The 23,101-nt window shown below is 66.7% G+C and carries 24 protein-coding genes; 16 read left to right on the top strand and 8 right to left on the bottom strand.

All coding sequences use genetic code 11. The features are described from left to right. Positions 1 to 449: 449 nt before the first annotated feature. From IPK75_07220 to IPK75_07205, 4 genes are all read right to left on the bottom strand, one after another. Complete coding sequence (locus tag IPK75_07220) at positions 450 to 851, bottom strand: PaaI family thioesterase (GenBank protein ID MBK8198146.1); 402 nt, start codon at positions 849 to 851, stop codon at positions 450 to 452. After that, on the bottom strand, positions 848 to 1,402 hold the full coding sequence (locus IPK75_07215) for a lipocalin family protein (protein MBK8198145.1): 555 nt from the start codon (positions 1,400 to 1,402) through the stop codon (positions 848 to 850). The genes IPK75_07220 and IPK75_07215 overlap by 4 nt, the downstream gene beginning before the upstream one ends. Positions 1,403 to 1,482: 80 nt before the next feature. Next, positions 1,483 to 1,944, bottom strand: a complete 462-nt coding sequence (locus IPK75_07210) for an SAM-dependent methyltransferase (GenBank protein MBK8198144.1) — start codon at positions 1,942 to 1,944, stop codon at positions 1,483 to 1,485. Between the two features lie 12 nt (positions 1,945 to 1,956). Then, positions 1,957 to 2,778 carry a CoA ester lyase gene (locus IPK75_07205; GenBank protein ID MBK8198143.1) on the bottom strand — a complete coding sequence of 274 codons (822 nt, stop codon included), beginning with the start codon at positions 2,776 to 2,778 and terminating at the stop codon, positions 1,957 to 1,959. A 135-nt stretch (positions 2,779 to 2,913) separates the two neighbouring features. Between IPK75_07205 and IPK75_07200 the strand changes: the two genes are divergently transcribed. The 8 genes from IPK75_07200 (at position 2,914) to IPK75_07165 (ending at position 9,151) form a co-directional block, all read left to right on the top strand. After that, positions 2,914 to 3,414 (top strand): pentapeptide repeat-containing protein, encoded by a 501-nt coding sequence (locus IPK75_07200; protein MBK8198142.1) that lies wholly within the window; start codon positions 2,914 to 2,916, stop codon positions 3,412 to 3,414. 35 nt (positions 3,415 to 3,449) lie between these two features. After that, the gene (locus IPK75_07195) at positions 3,450 to 6,197 is read left to right on the top strand and encodes a helicase (GenBank protein ID MBK8198141.1); all 2,748 of its coding nucleotides are present in this window, start codon (positions 3,450 to 3,452) and stop codon (positions 6,195 to 6,197) included. Continuing rightward, complete coding sequence (locus tag IPK75_07190; GenBank protein MBK8198140.1) at positions 6,197 to 6,493, top strand: RNA-binding S4 domain-containing protein; 297 nt, start codon at positions 6,197 to 6,199, stop codon at positions 6,491 to 6,493. The genes IPK75_07195 and IPK75_07190 overlap by 1 nt, the downstream gene beginning before the upstream one ends. Further along, complete coding sequence (locus IPK75_07185) at positions 6,490 to 6,936, top strand: TerB family tellurite resistance protein (GenBank protein ID MBK8198139.1); 447 nt, start codon at positions 6,490 to 6,492, stop codon at positions 6,934 to 6,936. Before IPK75_07190 ends, IPK75_07185 begins: the two co-directional genes overlap by 4 nt. A 100-nt stretch (positions 6,937 to 7,036) precedes the next feature. After that, positions 7,037 to 7,378, top strand: coding sequence for a ferredoxin family protein (locus IPK75_07180; protein MBK8198138.1), 342 nt, complete (start codon positions 7,037 to 7,039; stop codon positions 7,376 to 7,378). A 259-nt stretch (positions 7,379 to 7,637) separates the two neighbouring features. Continuing rightward, on the top strand, positions 7,638 to 8,162 hold the full coding sequence (locus tag IPK75_07175; GenBank protein MBK8198137.1) for a CarD family transcriptional regulator: 525 nt from the start codon (positions 7,638 to 7,640) through the stop codon (positions 8,160 to 8,162). Between the two features lie 115 nt (positions 8,163 to 8,277). Then, on the top strand, positions 8,278 to 8,682 hold the full coding sequence (locus IPK75_07170) for a GFA family protein (GenBank protein MBK8198136.1): 405 nt from the start codon (positions 8,278 to 8,280) through the stop codon (positions 8,680 to 8,682). 199 nt (positions 8,683 to 8,881) lie between these two features. Continuing rightward, on the top strand, positions 8,882 to 9,151 hold the full coding sequence (locus tag IPK75_07165) for a sel1 repeat family protein (GenBank protein ID MBK8198135.1): 270 nt from the start codon (positions 8,882 to 8,884) through the stop codon (positions 9,149 to 9,151). On the opposite strand, the gene IPK75_07160 is transcribed toward IPK75_07165, so the two are convergent. Next, the gene (locus tag IPK75_07160; GenBank protein MBK8198134.1) at positions 9,148 to 10,332 is read right to left on the bottom strand and encodes an alpha/beta hydrolase; all 1,185 of its coding nucleotides are present in this window, start codon (positions 10,330 to 10,332) and stop codon (positions 9,148 to 9,150) included. The genes IPK75_07165 and IPK75_07160 overlap by 4 nt on opposite strands. A gap of 69 nt (positions 10,333 to 10,401) precedes the next feature. Continuing rightward, positions 10,402 to 11,970: a long-chain-fatty-acid--CoA ligase gene (locus IPK75_07155; GenBank protein ID MBK8198133.1), complete on the bottom strand. Its 1,569-nt coding sequence runs from the start codon at positions 11,968 to 11,970 to the stop codon at positions 10,402 to 10,404. Positions 11,971 to 12,143: 173 nt separating this feature from the next. Between IPK75_07155 and IPK75_07150 the strand changes: the two genes are divergently transcribed. The 6 genes from IPK75_07150 to IPK75_07125 all read left to right on the top strand — a co-directional run bounded on the left by IPK75_07150 (position 12,144) and on the right by IPK75_07125 (position 18,552). Then, positions 12,144 to 13,871: an SUMF1/EgtB/PvdO family nonheme iron enzyme gene (locus tag IPK75_07150; GenBank protein MBK8198132.1), complete on the top strand. Its 1,728-nt coding sequence runs from the start codon at positions 12,144 to 12,146 to the stop codon at positions 13,869 to 13,871. Between the two features lie 14 nt (positions 13,872 to 13,885). Further along, the gene (locus IPK75_07145) at positions 13,886 to 14,800 is read left to right on the top strand and encodes a DUF2785 domain-containing protein (protein MBK8198131.1); all 915 of its coding nucleotides are present in this window, start codon (positions 13,886 to 13,888) and stop codon (positions 14,798 to 14,800) included. A gap of 62 nt (positions 14,801 to 14,862) precedes the next feature. Beyond that, the gene (locus tag IPK75_07140) at positions 14,863 to 16,149 is read left to right on the top strand and encodes a glutamate-5-semialdehyde dehydrogenase (GenBank protein MBK8198130.1); all 1,287 of its coding nucleotides are present in this window, start codon (positions 14,863 to 14,865) and stop codon (positions 16,147 to 16,149) included. Further along, positions 16,146 to 16,733, top strand: coding sequence for a nicotinate-nucleotide adenylyltransferase (locus tag IPK75_07135; GenBank protein ID MBK8198129.1), 588 nt, complete (start codon positions 16,146 to 16,148; stop codon positions 16,731 to 16,733). Before IPK75_07140 ends, IPK75_07135 begins: the two co-directional genes overlap by 4 nt. Continuing rightward, positions 16,730 to 17,470 carry a HesA/MoeB/ThiF family protein gene (locus tag IPK75_07130; protein MBK8198128.1) on the top strand — a complete coding sequence of 247 codons (741 nt, stop codon included), beginning with the start codon at positions 16,730 to 16,732 and terminating at the stop codon, positions 17,468 to 17,470. Before IPK75_07135 ends, IPK75_07130 begins: the two co-directional genes overlap by 4 nt. Before the next feature lie 74 nt (positions 17,471 to 17,544). Beyond that, the gene (locus IPK75_07125) at positions 17,545 to 18,552 is read left to right on the top strand and encodes an alpha/beta hydrolase (protein MBK8198127.1); all 1,008 of its coding nucleotides are present in this window, start codon (positions 17,545 to 17,547) and stop codon (positions 18,550 to 18,552) included. A gap of 4 nt (positions 18,553 to 18,556) precedes the next feature. Here IPK75_07125 and IPK75_07120 read toward each other — a convergent pair whose 3' ends face one another. After that, positions 18,557 to 20,614, bottom strand: a complete 2,058-nt coding sequence (locus IPK75_07120; GenBank protein ID MBK8198126.1) for a S9 family peptidase — start codon at positions 20,612 to 20,614, stop codon at positions 18,557 to 18,559. Positions 20,615 to 20,688: 74 nt separating this feature from the next. Continuing rightward, positions 20,689 to 21,675, bottom strand: coding sequence for a D-glycerate dehydrogenase (locus IPK75_07115; GenBank protein MBK8198125.1), 987 nt, complete (start codon positions 21,673 to 21,675; stop codon positions 20,689 to 20,691). A gap of 135 nt (positions 21,676 to 21,810) precedes the next feature. On the opposite strand from IPK75_07115, the gene IPK75_07110 reads away from it, so the two are divergent. Both IPK75_07110 and fabA read left to right on the top strand, forming a co-directional pair. Next, positions 21,811 to 22,314 carry a hypothetical protein gene (locus IPK75_07110; GenBank protein ID MBK8198124.1) on the top strand — a complete coding sequence of 168 codons (504 nt, stop codon included), beginning with the start codon at positions 21,811 to 21,813 and terminating at the stop codon, positions 22,312 to 22,314. Between the two features lie 62 nt (positions 22,315 to 22,376). Then, complete coding sequence (fabA, locus tag IPK75_07105; protein MBK8198123.1) at positions 22,377 to 22,913, top strand: bifunctional 3-hydroxydecanoyl-ACP dehydratase/trans-2-decenoyl-ACP isomerase; 537 nt, start codon at positions 22,377 to 22,379, stop codon at positions 22,911 to 22,913. Positions 22,914 to 23,101: the final 188 nt, after the last annotated feature.

Here is a 23,101-nt window from a genome sequence, read left to right as displayed (position 1 = left end):
TCTCCCCTCATCCAGCGACAGGAGCCGGGCCGGTACCGTTCGGTTGTCGCTGGACCGGCCCGGGTGTGGGCGAAAGTGGGATAACGGCCCACCTTCGCCCTAGGGACGTCGAACCAGGCAAGCCGGAGCAAATGCCGGTGGAGAATCCCTCTGGCCACCCAGTCCTCTCAGGCCGGGTCCGAAGCGGGTAAGCAGCCAAGGCCTGGCGGCGCCGAAGTCATCCCGAGAACTGCCCGAAGCCCCGGGCCGGGCGCGGCGGACGCGAGGCGTCCATCCGCAATACACTTTTCTACCCGGACGCTGCGGGCGTCCGCCGCGCGAGGCTCCGACGGACAAGAAATCGCGCTGCGATTTCCCGGAGGAGGCCAGTTGCCGGAACGGCGACTGGCTGGCCACAATACCCTCCGGACCCGGACGGCTCCTGCCGGTCCGGCTGCACGCGCGTGCGCTCAGAGATTCAGCTGCGTCTGCGTCGTCAGCGCGACCAGCTTGCCGTCCGCCGTCTCGATCCGCGTTTGCCAGACCTGCAGGCGCCGACCCGTGCTGACCGGCTCGGCGGTCGCTGTCAGTACACTGCCAGCCGGCGCCGCCGCGATCAGGTTTGTCTTGCTTTCGGTCGTGGTCGTCCCCTTGCTGCCCTCCGGCAAATTCAGGAACGCGCCGACTGCCCCCGCACAGTCCGCCAGCGTCATCAGGAAGCCGCCATGCGCGATGCCGCCCGCCGTGCAATGCTCCGCACCAACCGTCACCTGCGCCTGCACACACGCCTTGTCTGCCTGTGTGAAACGCAGGCCCACCTGCCCGGCGAAGGGCATCGAGGCCGCGAGGGCATCAAGACGCGGATCGCTCATGGCTGGATCGTTTCCTTCAGCATCGAGAGGTCATAGCCCTGCGCCTCAGCCGCCGCATCCATCCGGGCGCGGACGTCCGGCGAGATCGTGGGGGTGCGCGACAGGTACCAGAGATACCGCCCGGACGGCTCGCCGACAACGGCATGCGCATAGGCGTCGTCGAGATAGATCACCCAGTAGTTGCCGTCGCCCGCCGGCAACGGGATCGGCGCGAAATTCACCGCAAGACGTGCACCGCCCGATCCGTCGATCGGTTTGGCGATGCCATCGGCATCGCGCGGCTCGCCGGACTTCGTGCCGGTGCGGCAGGTGTTCAGAACGCCGATGCGCCCGTCATCGCGCAGCGTGTATTCAGCGGTAACGCCCTCGCAGTTTTTCTGGAAGCCGTTCGGATACCGGGCGATCTCGTACCAGAGACCGGCATAGCGGGTTGCATCGACGGAAGGCACAGCCTGCAGCGGCGGCGCATCCTTGGCGCGCCCCGAAGGCCCGCCCGTACAGGCTGCGAGGCCGAGGGTGCTGGCGGCGATGATCAGCAATCGAAGGGTCATGTCATACTCCGGCGTGAAAGGGATATGCGTAGGAAGGCAAATGCCCCCGCATTGGTTCCACTTAGGGCGACTGCCCGTGCCTACCAGTAGTCCTTCATCAGCTCGCTGGCCCAGTTCGGCTGACGGATGTCGCCGCGCGGCAGGAATTCGCGCATCACCGGCTTGATGTCGAGCACAGGCGTCCCGTCAATCGCGTCGAGACCCTCCACCTCGATCTCGCGGCCCTCCACCGCGACGATCCGGCAGACTGTCACGCCGATCCTGTTCGGGCGATTCTTGCCCCGCTGCGCGAAGATGCCGACGAGGGGCCAGTCGGGATTGCCGCGCGGACGCCGCGCGCCGGTCTCGATCCGGTCGTCCGGCACCAGATGGAACTGGAATATGATCTCGGCATGGCTGAAGGCATCCAGCCCGGCGAGGGCGTCGGCAGCGAGCCCGTCGACGAGGACGATCCGGGCGCGCTCGGCACCCCAGTTGTCGTCTTCAGGCCGCGCACGTCCGCCGCGCACATGGGCAACCGGGGTGAGAGCGAGGCTTGTCATGGTCTGCTTTTCTCAATCCGTGCGCGCCGCCGCAATGATCCGCTGCGCGGCCAGCACGACCGGCCGGTCGATCATCTTGCCCTTGAAGAGCGCCACGCCGCTGCCGGCATCCTGCATCGCCGCCAGCACAGCGCGCGCTTCGGCGACCTCGTCCGGACCCGGCGTGAAGGCGGCATTGACCGTTGCCACCTGCCCCGGATGGATGCAGGCGCGGCCGCAGAAACCCATTGCGCGGACGCGGCGGGTCGAGGCCGCCAGACCGTCCGTATCCGACGTATCGAGGAAGGGCACGTCATAGGCCGCAACCCCCGCCGCGCCGGCGGCGGCAGCAATCAGGCCGCGCGCGGTCAGCATGGCGTCCCAGTCCGCCACATCGGCGCCGAGGCTGGCCGAGAAATCGACGCCTCCGAACATCAGCCCGCCCGCCGCCTGCGCAGCGATCGCGGTAGCGTTGACCAGCGCCCGGCCGCTTTCGATCACGGCGATCAGCGGGGCGCGCGTGCCGCTCGCCTCTGCCACGATCTCGAGATCGACGGCGGTCTCTGCCTTCGGCACCATCAGGAAGGCAGCGCGCAGCGTGTCCCCGGCGGCGGCAATCGCGGCGAGATCGGCGCAGCCCGCGGCGGTGCGCGGCGAGTTGAGGCGCACGCCAACTGCGGCGCGATCGCTTGCGCCGAGCCAGGCGAGCACGTCGGCGCGCGCCTTGGGCTTGTCCGCCGGCAGGACGGCATCCTCCAGGTCGATGATCACGGCGTCGGCGCCGGAGGCGGCGGCCTTGTCGAAACGGTCTGGCCGGGAACCCGGCACGAACAGGAGGGAGCGATAAACGGACACGGCGGCAAGTGACCTTCCTGGTGACTGCCCTTCCGGTATCGGACGGTGTTTTGCGGGTCAAACGGAAAGCCGCCACCAGCGATTGCGCTGGCCGGCCAATCACGCCAGTTTGCCAGGCGGGCAAGGGAGTCGGGCGTGATCGCCATCCGGTACATGGATTCTGAACGGGTGACCGAGCTCGGCCTGGCCGAACTGCGCGGCGCGCGCATCGAGCGGCAGGATTTCCTGCGCGCCGACTTCAGCGGGCGCGACCTGACCGGCGCCGCCTTCCGCGACTGCGAGCTGCGCGCCGCCTGCCTCGACTGGGCAAACCTCGAACGGGCACGCTTCGACTATGCGCGGCTGATGTCGGCCACCTTCCGCCATGCGCACCTGCGGCAGGCCTCGCTGCGCCATGCCTGCCTGCGGGGCGCCGACCTGTCCGGTGCCTGCCTGATCGGGGCGGACTTCACCGGCGCTTCGCTGCGCCAGGCCACGCTGGCCGGCGCCAACCTGTCGGGTGCGACCTGCCTGTGGGCCGACGGTGACCCGCTGTCGCTTTCCGGCGCGGTGTATGATGCGGGCACCGTGCTGCCGCCGGGCCTGCGGCCGGGCGAACTCGGCATGGTGCGCCGCTTCGCAGCCGGCAGAGCTTGACTTAAGCGCCCGCCGTCCCCACCCCTCACCCGCACATGACCACCTTGAAGGCCATTCTCGGCCCCACCAATACCGGCAAGACGCACTACGCCATCGAGCGCATGCTCGCCCACGGCACAGGCATGATTGGCCTGCCGCTGCGGCTGCTGGCGCGCGAGGTGTATGACCGCGTGGTCGAAGCGAAGGGCTATGCCGCTGCCGCCTTGCTGACCGGCGAGGAACGCATCCAGCCGCCAACGGCGCGCTACTTCGTCTGCACGGTGGAATCGATGCCGGTGGATGTGCGCGCCGACTTTGTCGCCATCGACGAGATTCAGCTCGCCGAGGATGACGACCGCGGACATGTGTTCACCGACCGCATCCTCCACATGCGCGGCACGCACGAGACGCTGCTGCTGGGCGCCGACACGATGCGGGGCTTGCTCAAGGACCTGAAGCTGGGTGTGGAGACAGAACCGCGCCCGCGCTTCTCCGAGCTGCGCTATGCCGGCCATGCCAAGATCACCAAGCTGCCGAAGCGCACTGCCATCGTCGCGTTCAGCGCCGAGGAAGTCTATGCCATCGCCGAACTGCTCCGCAGGCAGAAGGGCGGCGCGGCGGTCGTGATGGGCGCCCTCTCGCCGCGTACCCGCAATGCGCAGGTGGCACTCTACCAGTCCGGCGAGGTCGACTACATTGTCGCCACTGATGCCATCGGCATGGGGCTCAACCTGAATGTCGAGCGCGTCGTGTTTGCCGCGCGCACGAAGTATGATGGCCGCCGCCACCGCCCGCTGACATTGGCCGAGTGCGGGCAAATCGCAGGCCGCGCAGGGCGCTTCCGCACGGACGGCGAATTCGGCGAGACCGGCAGCTGCCCGCCCTTCGCAGATGAAGAGTGGAAAGCCATCGAGGCGCACCGGTTCGATCCGGTCGATGCGATCCAGTGGCGCAATTCGGCGCTCGACTATTCCAGTCTCAAGGCGCTCATCCGCTCGCTAGAGAAGCCGTCCGGCAATCCGGTGCTGATCCACAATCCGCGGGCGCTGGATGAATGGGTGCTGCGCCGGATGAGCGAAGACGGCGGCATCGGCCCGAACGTGACGGGCGAGCGCAAGGTGCGCCGGCTCTGGGATCTCGCCCGGCTGCCCGATTTCCGCAAGGCCGGCCCCGAAGGCCACGGGCGCCTCGTGCTGGGCCTCGCCGAGACGCTGGCCGATCCCGATGCGCGCCTCTCCGACGAGGGGCTCAGCCGCCGGATGGAAGACCTCGCCTCCGTCCGCGGCGACATCAACCAGTTGCAGCAACGGCTGGCCGCCATCCGCACCTGGACCTATGCCGCGCACCGGCAGGACTGGCTGGAGAATCCATCTTATTGGCAACAGAAGACCCGGGAGATTGAAGACTCCCTGTCAGACGCGCTACACGAAGCGCTGACAGCCCGGTTCGTGGACCGGCGCACCACTGCCCTGCTTGCAAGCCTGAGGAAAGAAGATGCACTCGTGACTGACCTGACGCCCGAAGGCGATGTGACGGTGGAGGGCCATCTGGTTGGCCGCCTGCGCGGGCTGACGTTCGAACCGGTGGTCGATGCCCGCACGCTGGAAGGCAAGGCCGTGCGCGGCGCCGCGCTCGCCGCCATCCGCCCGATGCTGAGCGCCCGCCTCGCCGAGATCGCGTCCGCGCCCGCCGAATCCTTCCGCCTGACCGAAGCTGCGGAAGTCGAGCATAACGGTGCGCCGGTCGCCCGCCTGGCCAAGGGCCAGCAATGGATGACCCCGCGCGTCGAGCTGATCGGCGCGGTCGAGGCCGAACCGGCCGAACGCCAGCCGGCGCTGGCCCGGATCGAGGAATGGGTGCGCGGCGAGATCGGGCGCGTATTGCCGACGCATGCGCGGCTCGCCTTCGCCAAGTCGGGTGAAGCGCTGGAGGGCTTGCTGCGCGGCCTCGCCTTCCGCATCCTCGAAAGCGGCGCCGCGATTGATCTGCGCACGGACGAATCCGCGCCGCGCCTCAACCCGGAGCAGCGCGAGGCCCTGAAGGCCGCCGGCATCCGCGTCGGCCGGGTCGCCGCCTATACGCCGGACGCGCAAAAGCCCGCTGCGCAAAAGATGATCGCCATCCTCAAGGCTGTTGAGTCGGCCACCGAGTATCCGCTCGCGCCCGAGGGCGCTGGCTCGTTCGGTCTTGACGGTACCTGGCCCGAGGCGGCGCTGGCAGCCAATGGCTACCTGCGCTTCGGGCGCCGGGCCGTGCGGGCCGACCTCGCCGAACGCCTTGGCTGGGAGCTGGCCAAACGGCGCAAGGATGCCGGCAAGGCGGTGTTCGAGATTCCGATCGACCTCGCCTCGGTGATCTCCTGCCCGGCCGACGACTGGCCGGCCGTCCTGAAAGGGTTCGGCATCGCGCCGGCCGAGAAGGATGCAGAAACCGGCGCGGTGAAACTGTGGCGCTATTCGGCGCGGTCGCGCCCGGAGGGCGAGGAGCGCCCGGCCCGCCGCGCGCATCCGCCAAAGACGGAAGGTGCGCCGCAGGGCGAGCGCCCGAAGCGCGACGGCGGCAGGTCTGATCGTCCGCGCACGGAGCGACCCAGCCCCCGGCCCGATCGCCGCGGCGAGGCGGGCAGCCAGCCGCGCTTCGAGCCGCGCAGCAAGCCTGTTGACCCGAACAGTCCCTTCGCCGCGCTCGCCGCCCTGCTGCCTCCGCCGAAGCCGCCCAAGCCGCCCCGCCCCCGCAAGGGCAGCAAGCCCGCCGCCCCACAGGCGGCCGCGCCCGGCAAGTTCCGGTACCGCCCGTTCCGATGATGCCCGAAGCAGCGGCGGAAACGTCTGTGCGCGCCGACGTCTGGCTATGGCGCGCCCGGTTTTTCCGCACGCGCGCCCTGTCGACCGCCTTTGTCCGCAAGTCCGGCCTGCGCCTCACCCATGCCGGCCAGCTGCGCCGCACCGACAAGCCCGGTGTCAGCCTGGTGGTGGGCGACGTGGTGACATTCGGGAAAGGCACGGATATTCTCACGGTCGAAGTGCTTGATCTCGGAACCCGCAGGGGGCCAGCCGAAGAAGCGCGGATGTTGTACCGCCCGCTGGAGACTGGCGCATGATGAAGTCCCTGAAAAACCTGTTCACGCCGAAGACCCCTGCCGAACAGCCGATGCCATCGGAAGTCGCGGTCGCGGCGCTGCTGGTCGAGGCGGCGCTGGTGGACGGCGTCTATGTCAACATCGAGAGCGACATGATCGCCGAGATCCTGCTCGAATCCTTCAACTTCGACGCCGACAAGGCCGACGCCGTGCTGGCCGAGGCCGAAGCGCTGGCGGAGGAAGCGGTGGGCAGCCACCAGTTCACCAAGCACGCGAAAAAGCTGCCGATGGCGGACCGGGTGAAGGTGATCGAGGCGATCTACCGCGTGATCCTGTCGGACGGCGAGCGCTCGGATGTCGAGGAGGCCTATGTGCGCCACGTCGCCGGGCTGCTGTATGTCGACGACATCGCCCGCGCCGAGGCGCGAAAGCGGGCCGAGCTGCGTTCCTCAGAGGCCGGTTGAGCGATTCTGCACCGGCAGTTGAGCCTGCCACATTGACAGTGCCGGGCGTCGCCGCCAATTGGCTGGCCTGAGCTTCCCTTCCTGCGAGACTGACCCGAACATGACCTACATCGTTGTCGATGCCTGCATCCGCTGCAAATACATGGATTGCGTGGAGGTCTGCCCGGTCGACTGTTTCTACGAAGGCGAGAACATGCTCGTCATCCACCCGGATGAGTGCATCGACTGCGGCGTGTGCGAGCCGGAATGCCCGGTCGAGGCGATCAAGCCGGATACGGAGGACGATCCGGACGGGAAATGGCTGAAACTCAACTCCGAGTATGCCAAATCCTGGCCGAACATCACCCGGATGAAGGAGCCGCCGGCCGACCGCGAGCAATTTGCGCAGGAGACTGGAAAGCTGGAAAAATACTTCAGCGCCAACCCCGGAACCGGCGACTGAGACCCCTCGGAGTGCGATTCGGCCCACAGTTGCTACAGCTTCCAAGGTGCCTCAAACGTTAACGAGGCGCTTGATTCCATTCCATTTACGAATTGTGACCGTCTGCGCGCACCTGTTGTAAATGCGCCAAATTCGTGTTATGTCTTGGGTCTGATCAATAATCATAGAGAAGCGGGAATTCCTAACTCAGTACCTCATTAAGGGAACTGGGCCGGGAAGATCGTCGCTTACGTGTGTGTAGAAAAAGGGTCAATTCAGAATGGCGAAAAAAGCAGAGACTCGGACTTTGGCGTTCGAGGTCGGGCAAAGCGTTGTCTACCCGGCCCACGGCGTCGGCAAGATCACGGCAATCGAGAAGCAGACCGTTGCCGGCATGCAGCTCGAAGTCTATGTGGTCGCCTTTGACCAGGACAAGATGATCCTGCGCGTGCCGACCAACCGCGCCGAAGCCTCGGGCATGCGCGCCCTGGCCGGTTCGAAACTGGTCGACGATGCCCTGAAGACCCTTGGCGGCAAGGCCCGCATCAAGCGCACCATGTGGTCGCGCCGCGCCCAGGAATACGAAGCGAAGATCAATTCGGGCGACCTGATCTCGATCGCGGAAGTCGTGCGCGACCTTCACCGCGGCGACGACCAGCCGGAGCAGTCCTATTCCGAGCGCCAGCTGTATGAGAGCGCGCTGGACCGGATGGCCCGCGAGCTGGCCGCCGTCGAGAACATCGACAAGGGCAAGGCGATGGAAAAACTCGCCAAGTCGCTGGCCAAGAAGAAGATCGCCGCCTGATTTCAGGCTCCGCGACGGTAAACGGACAGACCCCGCAGGCAACTGCGGGGTTTTTCTTTGACTTGGCGCGTGGCCCATGGCATCTTGAACAAAACATGAACATTGGAGGCAAGTCATGGCGATCACGGGCGGCTGCCGCTGCGGCGCAATCCGGTATGAACTCAGCGCGGCGCCGGACCGCGTATCGATCTGCCATTGCCGGGATTGCCAGCTCAGCGCCGGGGCTCCGATGGTCAGCTGGGCGGTGATGCCGGCCGGGCGACTGAAGATCACGCGGGGCCACCCGGCATTGATCAACACGTCCGGCGACACGTTCCGCCGCTTCTGCAGCCAGTGCGGCACCGGTCTATTCTATGTCAACGAAACCTACCTGCCCGGGCTGGTGGATGTTCAGTCGGTGACGCTGGACGATCCGGACGCATTCCCGCCCAACGCCCGCGTCCAGACGGCCGAGCAGCCCGTATGGACGTCGCACATCCATAAGCTGGCGGCGTTCGAACGTTATCCGGGCACGGAATGATCCTGCGGAAAGGCAAATCCTAACAGGCGGGCCGCCTGCGTTCACCAAGCCGTGTCCGGCGCCATGCGTTGTTAACCATGTCCCAACCCCTTCGCGTCACCTTTGATCCGTTGCCGGATGGTCCGGCAGGTGAATGGGCCGCAGCCCGGACATGGGGAAAACCCAGACAGCTCGCGGCAGGTGTAAAGGACGACTATCAATGGCTTACTCAGATATTCCGATGGAGCCCGGCGCGCTGATCGGCGCCCACTCCCTCCCCGAAGACCTCTACCGCGCCGGCCTCGCCTTCGCGACCGGCACGGGAACCGAGATCAACCTCATCGAAGCGCACAAGTGGTTCAACCTCGCCGCCGTGCGCGGACACGAGGATGCCAGGGCGCAGCGCCAGGAAATGGCGGAAATGCTGACCTCGGACGAAGTGAAACAGGCCCTGCAGGCTGCCCGCGACTGGCTGAAGCTCGCCCACTAAGGCGCAGCGCCGCTTTCGCAGGACGGCGCGATCTTCGCGCGCGCCGTTTCAATGTCCGCTTCCACCGCATAGGGGCGGATGCAGTTCACCAGCGTGACCAGAGTCGCGCCCGGCTCCTCCATGTAGGAGAGGTGCGCCGAGCGCTCGAACCAGTAGGTCGCCTTGGCCGGCGCCGAGAGCCTGTCCATCCACTCCGCCGCGATCTGTGACGGCGTATTGAGATCATGCCGGCCGTGCAGCATGAAGACCGGGACAGGGCTCTCAGTCACCGTGTCGAAATCCACTTCCGTCAACTCTGGCAACAGCGCTTCGAGCGCGATGAGCCCGCCCTCGTCATAGGTCTTGCGGTCGTCCTCCGTGTATTCCGGCGCAAGACGGATGGCGCGGAACCAGGGATCGATGTCCGACCGGAAGCCGCCTGTCCCGCCATAGTGTATGAGCCAGTTCCGCTGCGCGCCAATGCGCGCGAGCGTCAACGCGCCGGGCCCGGGATAGGGCGCCAGCGCTTCCAGATCGGCGATGGCCTGCGCATTCCCGTCCGCCCGCGCCGCGGCCAGCGTGGCGTCAAAGCCCACCTGTTCATTGCGCCGCATGTTCACCATCTGGCCGCTGCCGATATAGACCGAGACGGCGTCCGGGCGGGCGAGTGCAGCCTGCAACCCGATGACGGTGCCCCAGGAATGGCCGAGAATGACGACTTTCTCCTGGCCCGTCCGCTCACGGACGAAATCAATGACCTCGATCAGGTCATCGCGCATGCGCTCAATCGAGAAGCTGGCGGCAACCGCGTCCGCGTCATTCAGGCGGTAGGTCTTGCCGGTGCCGCGCTGATCCCATTGCACGACGGTGAAATAGTCTTCCCAGCCTCGCTGGTAGGTCCAGCTCATGGCCATTTCCGGCGTGCCGGGTCCGCCATGCACGACGATGATGACCGGATTTGCGAGATCCTTTCCCCGGATCGTCAGCGCCTGGTCGATGCCCCCGATGCGGGCCGTGACCTGCTCGTTGATGCCGCCGGGGGCCGGTATCTCGCCGAGCGCCGCGATGATGTCCTTGGCGTCCTGCTGCGAGAAGGCCGGCGGCGGCGCTTCGGCCTCGGGCTCAGGCACGGGCGGCGTGGCGCAGGCCGCGGCAAGCAGCAGCAGGGCGGCGTTCAAGGTGCGGACGGCGGATCGGTGCATGCTCTGATTCCCTTGTGGCTGCATCGTAGATGCACCGAAGGGCCGCGCTGGATGCACCGTTCCTGAAATTTAACCCACCCTACGCGTCATTCCCTTCCAGTAGGGCTCGCGCAGGTCCTTGCGGAGGATCTTGCCAGAGGGGTTGCGCGGGAGGGCGTCGATGAAGTCGACCGATTTGGGCGCCTTGTAGGCCGCGATACGTTCCTTGGCCCAGGCGATGATACTGTCCGCAGACGGATCTTCGCCCGGCTTCTTCACGACGATGGCCTTGACGGCTTCGCCCCATTTGTCATCTGGCACGCCGATCACCGCGACATCCGCCACGCCCGGCGCGCCGAAGATCGCATTCTCCACTTCGGCCGGATAGACGTTCTCGCCGCCGGACACGATCATGTCCTTCACGCGGTCGTGGATGTAGAGGAAGCCGTCCTCGTCGAAATACCCGGCATCGCCGGTATGGAAGAAACCGCCGCGCACCGCCTCTTTCGTCGCGTCCTCGCGGTTCCAGTAGCCCTTCATGACGAAGCCCGCCTTGATGACGATCTCGCCGACCTCACCGGTTGGCATCGGATTGCCTTCGCCGTCGACCACGCGCACGACCGCGCCCGGCCAGGGCACACCGCACGAGCGCAACTTGCCCCAAGCGGGGTCATGCGCTTCCGGCGGCATGAAGGTGCCGGCGCCGACTGTCTCCGTCAGGCCGTAGAGCTGGCAGAAGCGCGCGCCGGTGATTTCGCCGGCCGTGCGCAGCAGCGCTTCGGAAATCGGCGAGGCGCCATAGGAAATCATCTTCAGGCTGGAGAAGTCGATCTCGCGGATATTGGGCTGCTGGGTCAGCATCAGGATCACGGCCGGCACCCAGAACGCGTAGGCGATCTTGTGGTCGCCGATCAGCTTGAGGATCAGCTGCGGATCAATCTCGCGCAGGATCACCGTCTTGGCGCCCTGCTGGGATGCGAGCACGCCGACATTCACCCCGGCCACATGGAACAGCGGCATGGCATTCATGACCGCTTCGCCGACACCATAGCTCGACCATTCCAGCAGCGAGGCCTGTTTGAAGAAGGCATGGTAGTTGTCATTGGTGAGCATCACGCCCTTGGGCAGGCCCGTTGTGCCGGAGGTGTAGAGCTGGATGACATCGTCGTTGCCGGCCACCGCCAGCCCCGGATTGGCGGCCGCCTTGGAATTGCGCCAGGACGGGTAATAGTCCCAGTCCTCACGGTCGCCGTCGATGGTGATGATGCGCTGAAGGTCCGGCAGCTCGGCCTTGATCTGGTCGATGACGCCATAGAATTCCTTGCCGACAAACAGCACCTTCGCTTTCGCGTCCGACAGGATGAATTTCACCTCCGGCGGCGCGAGGCGGGTGTTGACGCCGGTCATCACGGCGCGCGCCTTGGCGCAGCCGAACAGCATCTCGTAATAGGCGTCCGTATTCTTGGCGAGATAGCCGACCCGGTCGCCCGGCTTGACGCCGAGGGCGATGAGACCGTTGGCCACCTGGTTGGAGCGCTTTTCCAGTTCCGCAAAGCTGGTGGTCTTGCCTTCAAACCAGAAGGCGGCCGCTTCCGGGCGCAGGGCGGCCTGAACACGCGGCACGTCCGCAATAAAAGGCATCGCCTCAATGTCGATCATGGGTTTCCTCCGCTTGTTTGCAGATGAGACTAGGGCTTTTCTCGCACCTGTCAGCCCCCGTGTGACGGCTGCGGGCAGAAGCTGATTCCGGCCCCCTTTGGCAAAGCGGGTTTGTGTGCAAACGTTCGCCTGACGCGCGAGCTGGACCTGTGGCCGCGCCGGGGGACGAACGAATGGCCGCAATTTTCCTTTCCTACAGCCGGGCTGACCGCCCCAAGGCGCAGGTGTTTGCCGAAGCGCTGGCAGCCGAAGGCTTTTCCGTCTGGTGGGACAAGGTGCTGCGCGCCGGGCAGACCTATGACGAAGTGACCGAAGGCATGCTGCGCGACGCGGATGTGGTGGTCGTGCTGTGGTCCACCGTTTCGGTGAAATCGAAATGGGTGCGCACCGAGGCAACGCTCGGCCAGCGCACGTCGATCCTGATCCCCGCCATGATCGAAGACGCGGAACGGCCGATCATGTTCGAACTGACCCAGTCCGCCGACCTGATCGGCTGGGACGGCAACCGCGAGGATCCGCGCTGGAAGGAATTCGTGATCGATATCCGACGCGCGGTGGAACAGGCTGCGCCCGCCGAAGCGAAGCCGTCCGCACCGCCCCCGGCGCCGGGCCAGGCCGCAGACATGACGATGGAGCTGACCTTCTGGACATCTGTGAAGGACAGCCGCGATCAGGCTGATTTCGAGGCCTACCTGAAACGGTATCCGGACGGCCACTATTCCGACCTCGCGCGCAACCGGATCGCCGCCATCGCGCGGGCCGAAACGAAGCCGGCACCGCCGCCGCCTCCACCTCCTCCACCTCCACCGCCGCCGCCTCCTCCACCACCACCTCCGCCCCCTGCGGCGCCGAAGGCCGTGGCCGCGCCGGCGGCGGAGGCGCCGCCTCCGAAACCCGCCGCTGCGCCAAAACCTGCGCCCGCAAAGGCCGCGCCACCGGCCGCAAAGAAATCCGGATCGTCCTTACCCGTCATGGTTGGCGGGCTGGTAGCGATCATCCTGGCTGGCTGGGGTGTCTCGCGCCTGTTGCCGAATGAGCCGGCGGTTGACGCGCCGGTCGAGCTGGCCGCCGCAGAGACCAAGCCGGTCGAGATGCCTTCGGCGCCGGAGACCGATCTTCCGCTGGTTGATGCCTCGGCTGCCGACACCGCCGTGCCCGAGACGCCCGTGGTCGACACGCCGCCCGAGCCGGAGCCTGAACCGCTGCCGCCGGAACCGGTTTGCGACATTTGCCCGGCCATGGTGGCGCTGCCCGGCGGCACCTTCCGGATGGGATCGGCAAAGACCGAAGCCGGGCGCGAGCCGATCGAGGGACCGGACCATGACGTGACGGTGAAGGCCTTCTCGATCAGCAAGACCGAGATCACCTATGCGCAGTGGAGCGCCTGCGTCGAGGATGGCGGGTGCGGCGGCTATCGCCCCGGCATGCCGGACTCGACCGGCATGCCTGCGGCGGCGATCTCATGGCGCGATGCAAATGCCTACACCAAATGGCTGTCCGCCGAGACCGGGCGCAGCTATCGCCTGCCGACGGAGGCGGAATGGGAATACGCCGCCCGCGGAGGAACCACGACGGCTTATTGGTGGGGCGACAAGTTCGACGCTGCCAAGGCCCCGCGCGACAAGATACGGGAAGCGGCGAGCCTCGCCGAGAACCCGTTCGGCCTGCAGGGCATGCTCGGCAATGTCGGGGAATGGGTCGCCGATTGCTATGTCAATGGCTACAGCGACACGCCGGTCGATGGCAGCGCGATGACGTCGGGCGACTGCAGCCGGCGCGTTGTGCGCGGCGGGTCGGTCAAGAGTAGCCCGTCCGCGCACCGGTCTGCCAACCGGGCCCGGCTGTCCGTGACGACGCGGGACCGTCAGTACGGCTTCCGGGTCGTGCTCGAAGAACCCTGAAGGGAGCCGCGCCGATGAGGATGCCGCTGATCACCCTGTCTGTGGGCTTGCTTGCGGCCTGCGCCACGGTCGCTTCGCCACCAGCCGAACCTCCGCCGCCGGCCGCTTGTGTCATACAGCCAGACCTGTTCGCCGCCGGGCCACAGCGTGAAAGGACGCTGGCCGACATGGACGATGCCGCGCGCACCGCGCTTGTCCTGTCGCTGCCCGACTGTCTGGAAAGCCCCCAACCGGAGGTGCGCGACGGGTATGCGTATGAAGTCCTGTCATCGGCGCTGCGCGGCGGAAATGTTGAGCCAGATACGGTCCGTATGCTGAAGGCCGAGTTGCTGTCGCGGCTGGCGAGCGAGGATGCGGCAGGTTTCCGCCAGCCCTTTGCAGCGCTGGCGCTGGCCGAAGTGGCGCGCACCGACCGGATCGAACCCTGGATGTCCGAGAGCGAGCGCAGCGACCTCATCGCGGCGGCCGATGCCTACCTTGCGGGCCTCGCCGACTATCGCGGCTTCATCGACGGCGAAGGCTGGCGGCACGGCGTCGCGCACATGGCCGACCTGCTCATGCAGCTGTCGCTCAATCCCGAACTGACGCGGGCCCAGGGCGAAGCCGTGCTGTCTGCGGTGGCGCGCAAGGTGGGCACGGCGGACCACGCCTATGTTTTCGGGGAAAGCGAGCGGCTTGCAGCGCCCGTCCTGTATCTTGCGCGGCGCGATTTCTTCACGCCGGAGGAGTGGACCGCCTGGTTCGCGGGCCTCTGGCCGGCAGATGATCCGCTGCGTGCGGCGGCCTACTCGTCCGAACCCGGCCTCGCGAAGCTGCATAACCTGCGCGCCTTTTCGCAGGCTGTGTATGTCAGCGCCATGGCGAGCGAAAATCCGGTCTATGAACCGGCCGGCGCCGCCGCGCTGCAGCTGCTCGCCTCCCTGCCCTGACGCCCGGGGCCGGCGGCCGCGCCTTGCGGGAACGAGCCATTTGCGGCACATCCCTGCCTGTCATGACCCTTGCTGCCACGCCCCCCGATGCCGGCCTTGCCGAGCAGATGCACGACATGGGCGCGCGCGCCCGGGCCGCCTCGCGCGCGCTTGGCCTGCGCCCGGCGGCAGACCGCACGCGCGGCCTGATCGCCATTGCCGCCGCCATTCGCGCCGCAGCGGCCGACATCCTTGCCGCCAATGCAGAGGACATGGACGCCGCCCGCGCGAAAGGCCTCGCGCCATCGATGCTGGACCGACTCGCCCTCGACGCGGGCCGGATCGAAGGCATCGCGGCGGGCGTCGAAACGGTCGCGGCGCTGCCGGATCCGGTGGGCCGTGAACTCGCCCGCTGGAGCCGCCCCAACGGGCTCGACATCGCGCGGGTCGCGGTGCCGCTCGGCGTCATCGGCATCATCTATGAAAGCCGCCCGAACGTGACGGTGGATGCCGGCACGCTCTGCCTGCGCTCCGGCAACGCCGCCATCCTGCGCGGCGGCTCTGAAAGCCTGCTGACTTCCCGCGTGTTGGCCGGCGCAATGCGTAGCGCGCTCGCAGGCGAAGGCCTGCCGGAAGACGCGGTCCAGCTCGTCGATACCGCCAGCCGCGAAGCCGTGGGCCACATGCTGGCCGGCCTCGGCGGCGCGCTGGACGTGATCGTGCCGCGTGGCGGGCGCAGCCTCGTCGAGCGCGTGCAGGCCGAAGCGCGCGTACCGGTGATCGGACACCTCGAGGGACTTTGCCACACCTATGTCGATGCCGCCGCCGATCCGGCGAAGGCAGTCGATATCGTGGTCAACGCGAAGATGCGGCGCACAGGCGTTTGCGGCTCGCTGGAAACACTGCTGGTCGACGTGGCAGCCGCGCCGGCCCTGCTGCCGCCGATGGCGCGCGCCCTTCAGGCGGCGGGCTGCGAGCTGCGCGGCGACAGGCGCACGCGGGCGCTGCTGCCGGACATTACGCCGGCTACGGATGAAGACTGGTCGACCGAATATCTTGCGCCGATCCTCGCGGTGGCAGTCGTCGACGGGCTGGAAGGCGCCCTCGCGCATATCGCGCGCTGGTCGTCGGGTCACACGGACGCGATCATCACCGAGGACAACGCCGCAGCGGAAGAATTCCTCGCGCGCGTCGACAGCGCCATCGTGCTGCACAATGCGTCCACGCAATTTGCCGATGGCGGCGAATTCGGCTTCGGCGCCGAGATCGGGATTGCCACCGGCCGCATCCATGCGCGCGGGCCCGTCGGCGCCGACCAGCTGACGACCTACAAGTACGTCGTGCGCGGCACCGGACAGGTCCGGCCTTGACGCGCCCTTCCCTGCCCGGCGCCGCAGACGGCCGGCGCATTGGCCTTCTCGGCGGCAGTTTCAATCCCGCCCATGAAGGCCACTTGCACGTCGCCGAGCTGGCAAGGCGGCGCCTGCATCTTGATGATGTCTGGTGGGTCGTGGCGCGCGGCAATCCGCTGAAGTCCGAACACGGATCGTTCGACACACGCTTCGCGTCGGCGCAGGCCATGGCCGGGCGCGCCGGTATGCAGGTGACCGATATCGAACGACAGCTGGGCCTGACCTACACCGTCGACACACTGGCCGCCCTGCAGGCGGCCGAACCCGGCGCGCAGTTCGTCTGGCTGATGGGCGCCGACAGCGCCGCCACTTTCCATCTCTGGAAGGACTGGGAGACGATTGCGGCCCGCGTTCCGATCGCCGTCGTCTCGCGCCCCGGCACGCGCCTATCGCGCGCCCTGCCCTTCACGCGCCGCTTCGCCGAAGCCCGCTTGCCCGAGCGTGATGCGGAACGGCTTGCGGGCTGTGCAGCTCCCGCCTGGGTATACCTGCGCGCGCGGGGCAATCCGCTGTCCTCCACGGCCCTGCGTGCTGCGACATGAGCCTCGGTCCGGACGACCTCGAGCGCCACAAGCGGCATATCCTGCTGAAGGAGATCGGCGGCCCCGGCGTGCAGAAGCTGCGCGCGGCGTCCGTCTCCATCATCGGCGCGGGCGCGCTGGGCGGCCCGTGCGCCCTGTACCTTGCAGCGGCCGGTATCGGACGTATCGAGATCTGGGACGATGACCATGTCGAGCGCTCCAACCTGCAACGCCAGATCCAGTTCGGCGAGACCGACGCCGGCGCGCCGAAGGCAGCCCGCCTGGCTGAGCACCTGCGCGCCGCGCACCCCGGCCTCGACATTTCCTCCGTAGGCCAACGGTTCCGCGCCGGCGACGCGCCCACCGGCGCCGTGCTGGTCGATGCCTCCGACAATTTCGAAACACGCTTCGCGTTGAACCGTCTCGCGCATGCGAGCGGGCGGGCCCTGGTCTCTGGCGCCGCCAGCGGATGGACCGGACAGGTCGGCGTGTTCGCCTCCGGCCTCATCCCGGGCGCTCCCTGCTACCAGTGCTGGGTGCCCGAAGCGCCGCCCGCGGCCGAAGCCTGCGACGAGGTTGGCGTTGCCGGGCCGGTTACGGGAATGACAGGTTCGGCCATGGCACTCGAAGTGCTGAAGCTGGTGACCGGCGCCGGCAGCGCGCTGACCGGACGCCTGCTGCTGATCGACGGACTGGCCGGAACCGCGCGCAGCGTGCAGCTGCGGCGGGACATGCAGTGCCCGGTGTGCAGCGCCTGATATCAGGGTTTGACACCACCCCTCCGGCGGGCCCTTATCGCGCGCAGAGTCGAATCTGAAAGTTGCGCCGCCTCATGCTCCGCCGCCTCCTCGCCGTCGTTGTCACCTTGGGTATCATCCTTTTCGCCGGGTGGATGACCCTGCGACGCGGCGACATTCCTTACGAGCAACTTGAATCGATCTATGCCAACGCCGACAGCCGCTATCTCGCCTTCGGCGACGACATGCGCGTGCACTTCCTCGATGTCGGTCCGCGCGATGGCAACGTGATCGTGCTGGTGCACGGCTTCTCCGCTTCGCTGCAGACCTGGGAGCCGTGGGTCACCAACCTCAAGCGTGACTACCGCGTCGTCTCGATCGACCTGCCGGGTCATGGCCTGTCGCGCTGCCTCGATAACGACGCCATCGGTCCGAAACAGTTTGTCGAGACGATCAACCGGGTCGCCAACGGTCTCGGGATCGAGCATTTCACGCTGGCCGGCAACTCGATGGGTGGCGGCGCCGCCTGGGCGTATGCGCTGGCGCATCCGGACCGGCTCGACGGGCTCGTGCTGGTCGATGCCGGCGGCTGGCCGCGCGACGAGGCCGAAACCGATTCGCGCCCGCTGGTGTTCAAGCTGCTCGAGATCGATCTCGCCCGCCGGGTGATGAAGGATCTCGACCTGTCCGCCCTGATCCGCGGCGGCCTCGAGAACAGCTTCAGCGATCCCTCGTTCGTGACGGACGAGATGGTGGAGCGTTATGCGACGCTCGCCCGCGCGCCCTGCCACCGCGAAGCGCTGCTGTCGCTGTCGGCGGGACGCGGCGAGCGCACGGAAGCCTCGCCCGAGCTGCTGTCGGCGATCAGCGTGCCGACCCTGGTGATGCACGGCGAGGACGACAACCTGATCCCGGTCGAGCATGGCCGCAATTTCGCAGCCGCCATCCCGGGCGCGCAGCTGATGGTCTATCCCGGCGTCGGACACCTGCCACAGGAAGAGATCGCCGACCTTTCGGCAGGCGACCTGCGCGCATTCCTGGAGTCGCACGTCTACGGCGTCGACGCCGTGGCGCTGGAAGACACCTCCGGCGCGCCAGACTGACGCATCAGGACGCGGCCACCGGCAGGTGTGTCGCAAGGAAGCGCTGAATGGCCTGGAACTCCGTGCGCTCGTCTTCATCGGAGCGGTAGGAGTGTTGCGAGTCCGGCAGGCGGATGAATTCGTAGCGCTTTCCCGCCTTCTTCATCGCCTTCTCCATGAACTCGGATTGTTCGATCGGCACGATATAGTCGTCTTCGCCATGGATCAGCATGACCGGGCGCGTGATACGGTCAGCGAGGCGGGCCGGAGACACCGCTTCAATCGCATCCTTGTCCTTTGACGGGCTGCCAATGTGTTCGACCCAGTAGAGATAGGACTCGGAATCGCCGCCCTCCTCCTTGCGTTCCCAGGTCAGGAGCTTTCCAAGGTCGGACGGTGCCGCGCCGGCGATGATGCAAGCATAGCGGTCGGGCGTCAGCGTGGCGGCCGCCAGTGCCGAATAGCCGCCATAGGAATATCCGAAGATGCAGGCCCGCCCTTCGGGCGCCAGACCGGTATTGATCAAGTGCTGGTAGCCATCATCGACGTCGGTCTGCATGAGCTTGCCCCACTGGCGCCGCCCCTGGTCGGCGAAGTCCTTGCCGAAGCCGGACGAGCCGCGGAAGTTCGGCTCGAACACCTGGTAGCCGAGCGAGGCAAGGAACTGGACCTGCCAGTCGAACCCCAAGGCGGTGCGCGCTTCGGGCCCGCCGTGCGGCATCACGATCAAGGGTAGCGGCTGGCCCGGCGCGGCGCCCACCGGGCGTGTCAGGTAGCCGCGCAAGGGCGTACCGTCGCGCGCCGTGTAGTCGATCGCCTCGGTTGGGGCGAGCGCCTTGCCCTTCATGGATGACTTGCTCAGCCCGAGCGCAGAGTTGGCAGCCGTATCGAGCGAGTAGATGTGGAAGGAGCCTGAATCGGTCGGACCGTAAGTCTGAAGCAGCCAGCGCTTGCCGTCATCGCTTGAATCGATTGGCATGACGCTGACTTGCGGCCCGAAGAATTCCGCCAGCGCATCGAGGTGCGCCTGCGTTGCCTTGTCCTGCATCTCGATCTGGAGCTTGTCGTCGACATAGAAGACACCGAGCAACGAGCGTGTATCGCGGTTGAACAGCGCGCCGCTCATGTCCACCCGGTCATGCACACGGATTTTCTCGGTGATGGCGTCCTGCTCGAAATCGTAGAGATAGATCCCGGTCTTGTCCTCGCCGTCCGGACGGGCGGCGACATAATACGTGCTGGCTGTCGGGCCCGGAAAGAGGAGGTCGAACTCCTTGGCTGCCTCGTCTCGCTCGTCGCTGTCGACGCGGATGGTGCGTGTCTTGCGCCACTTCGTCTTTCCGCTCGCAGAATCCTCGCGGGCATAGATCGTCGCAACCGTGCCGCGCCGGTTCATGTCGAGCCGGAAGGCGGGCTCGCCGTTGCGGTCAGTGAACCAGCGCGAGGTGCCGGATGTCCCGATGGCAATGCGCTCGAACGAGCCGTCGCGCACGTTCACTTTGAACAGGTCGAGATCGCCGTCGAGGCGCGCGGCCATCAGGATATGGTCCGGCTGGGACGGCAGGAAATCAGTGACGGTGCCGAGATGGAAATTGCGGTTGAGGCGCCAGTCATCGCCGAACATCACGGCCATCTTTTGCGTGGCGACCTGGATCGAGATCAGGCGGCGGTAGGCGTAGGGGTTCGAACGCCGGAAGAATGGTGTCTCTTCGTCGATGTCCTTGCGGCTGAGCGGACGACCGGTGTTCAGGTCAATATAGCCGGTCGTCGCGACGAGGACGGTGTCATCGTTCGCCCATTCCAGCCAGTTGACGTAATAGTCGCCGACGGTGATCGGCTTGACGCTCTCGCCGGCCGCCGCGAGATTCATGGTGACGATATAGTCGTTGCCCTTGTCGGTGCGCAGCACCGCGAGATGGTCGCCGCTGGGCGACAATTCCGGGCTCCAGACATCGAGCGGCCCCAGGAAGTCCTCAAGCGAAGGGCGCGGCGCGGCGGCCTGGCACAGCGCTGGCTGGGCGAGCCCTGCCACCAGAAACACGGGCAGGCACGCGGCCCGCATCCATCCTGATACTGACGACATATGAGACCCCTGTTGACGCGTGACGCTACGAGAGCGCCGTTTTCGCGTCAATCTGGGATTGTCGGCTTGCCCGTCTAGAGGATCGCGGGGATGACCCGATCCGGCGGGCGGTGGCCGTCGGCGAAGGTTTTGATGTTGATGATGACTTTCTCGCCCATCTCGGTGCGGCCCTCGATCGTGGACGATCCCATGTGTGGCAGCAGGAGCACGTTGGGCAGGCCGAAGAGCTCGGGGTTTACCGCCGGCTCGCGCTCGAACACGTCGAGCCCTGCCCCGGCGAGGGCGCCGGCCCGGATGGCGCGCGCGAGGGCGGCTTCATCAATCACTTCGCCGCGGGCGGTGTTGATAATGTAAGCCTCCGGCTTCATCAGCGCGAGACGGCGCGAATTGATGAGGTGGAATGTGGCGGGCGTGTGCGGGCAGTTCACCGACACGATGTCCATGCGCGCCAGCATCTGGTCGAGCGAGTCCCAATAGGTTGCCTCGAGGGCTTCCTCGATGCGCGGGCCGACCGGCTTGCGGTTGTGATAGTGGATCTGCATGCCGAACGCCTTGGCACGGCGCGCGACCGCCTGGCCGATACGGCCCATGCCGATGATGCCGAGGCGCTTGCCGGAGAGGCGGCGCCCCATCATCCAGGTCGGCGTCCAGCCATCGAACTTGCCGCCGTCCATGATCTGGGCGCCTTCGTGCAGGCGGCGCGGCACGGCGAGGATCAGCGCCATGGCGACGTCGGCGGTATCGTCGGTCAGCACGCCCGGCGTGTTGGTGACCGTGATGCCGCGCTGCACAGCGCTCGCCACGTCAATGTTGTCAACGCCGGCGCCGAATTGGGCGATCAGGCGCAGCTTCTCGCCGGCGCGCGCCATCAGGCGCCCGTCGATGCGGTCGGTCACGGTCGGCACCAGCACGTCGGCCGTCTGCATCGCCTCGGCGAGCTGTTCTTGCGTGAGGGGAATGTCGGATTCGTTCAGGCGGGCGTCGAACAGCTCTTTCATCCGCAATTCCACCGGGGCCGGCAGTTTGCGGGTGACGACGACTTTGAGTTTCGATGCCGGCATGGGACTCCCGTAAATCCTTCTTGTTGTCATTGCGCTTACCAGAGGCTTTGCGCCGCGCCAATGACCCGCTGTTTTACCTGCGATTCATGGGAGGTGGTGTACGTAGATGCCTCCCAGACCCAAGGACCACTGCACATGAAACGGGCAGTTCTTGCACTCACCCTGCTGGTGAGCAGCGCTTGCGTGCTGCCTGTCGCGGCAGATCCGCTGCCGGAAGTGCAAATCAGCCGCTTTTCGGACAAGCCGGTCCCCCGGTTCGAGGCGCTGCGCCATGAAAAAGTGAACGGACGCATGGGGCCGAGCGAAGACTACAAGGTGCAGTGGGAATACACGCGCAAGGGCCTGCCTGTGCTGATCCTGAAGGAGAGCGGCGCCTGGCGGTATGTGCGCGATCCCTCCGGCGACGAGGTCTGGATCAAGGGCAACCAGCTGACCGACCGGCCCACGGCGGTCACGACCGATGCCTTCGTGCTGCGCGCCGGGCGCGCAGGCGACAGCGCAAGCGTCGCCGACATCGGCAAGGGCGTGCTGGTGGAGGTGCAGGGCTGCGAGGCGGAGATGTGCCAGATCACGGCCGGGGCCTTCCGCGGCTGGGCGCCGCGCACGCGGCTGTGGGGCGCGTCCGAGACAAAAGGTTGACTTTACCGCCGTCAGGCGGTGGGAAGGCGCCTGACTTTAGCGCCTTTTCAAGGATAGACCCGATGTCCGGTCCGCACGATTTCCACACCCCGAAGTCCTCCTACTCGAAGGAAGACCTGCTCGAATCCGGTAAGGGCGGCTATTTCGGCCCCGGCAACGCGCAGTTGCCCGAGCCGCCGATGCTGATGATGGACCGGATCACCTCGATCGGCATGGAGGGCGGCCAGTTCGGCAAGGGCCACGTGATCGGTGAACTCGACATCCACCCGGACCTCTGGTTCTTCAAGTGCCACTTCCCGGGCGATCCGGTGATGCCGGGCTGCCTCGGCCTCGACGCCATGTGGCAAGCGGTCGGCTACTGGCTGGGCTGGTCCGGCAGCCCCGGCAAGGGCCGCGCGCTGGGCGTTGGCGAAGTGAAATTCACCGGCGAGATCACGCCGGACAAGAAGCTCGTGCGCTACGAGATCGACATCAAGCGGGTGCGCCGGGGCAAGCTGGTGCTGGGGATCGCGGACGGGCGGGTGTATGTTGACGGCGTGCACGTCTACACTGCCGAGGACATGAAAGTGGGCCTGCGCCAACCCGGCGAAAGCGCCTGAAAAACACTCCACAAACTGTCCATAAAACAGCCTGTAGAGTAGCCGTTTCGATAGAGTCTTTTCGCCTGACAGGCGAGTTTCGGCGTGCTTCAGATACTGCCGGTGAGGGCCCAGCACGGCTCGAGGAAGACCCCGACGATCACGAGAATGGCAATGGCAATGCGCATGTTGGCTCCCCGAGGGTGGCT

Source organism: Acidobacteriota bacterium, from assembly GCA_016712445.1.
Classification (GTDB): Bacteria; Pseudomonadota; Alphaproteobacteria; order Caulobacterales; family Hyphomonadaceae; genus Hyphomonas.
The sequence above is the reverse complement of the archived record's forward strand: the minus strand, read 5'-3'. Positions and strand labels throughout refer to the sequence as shown.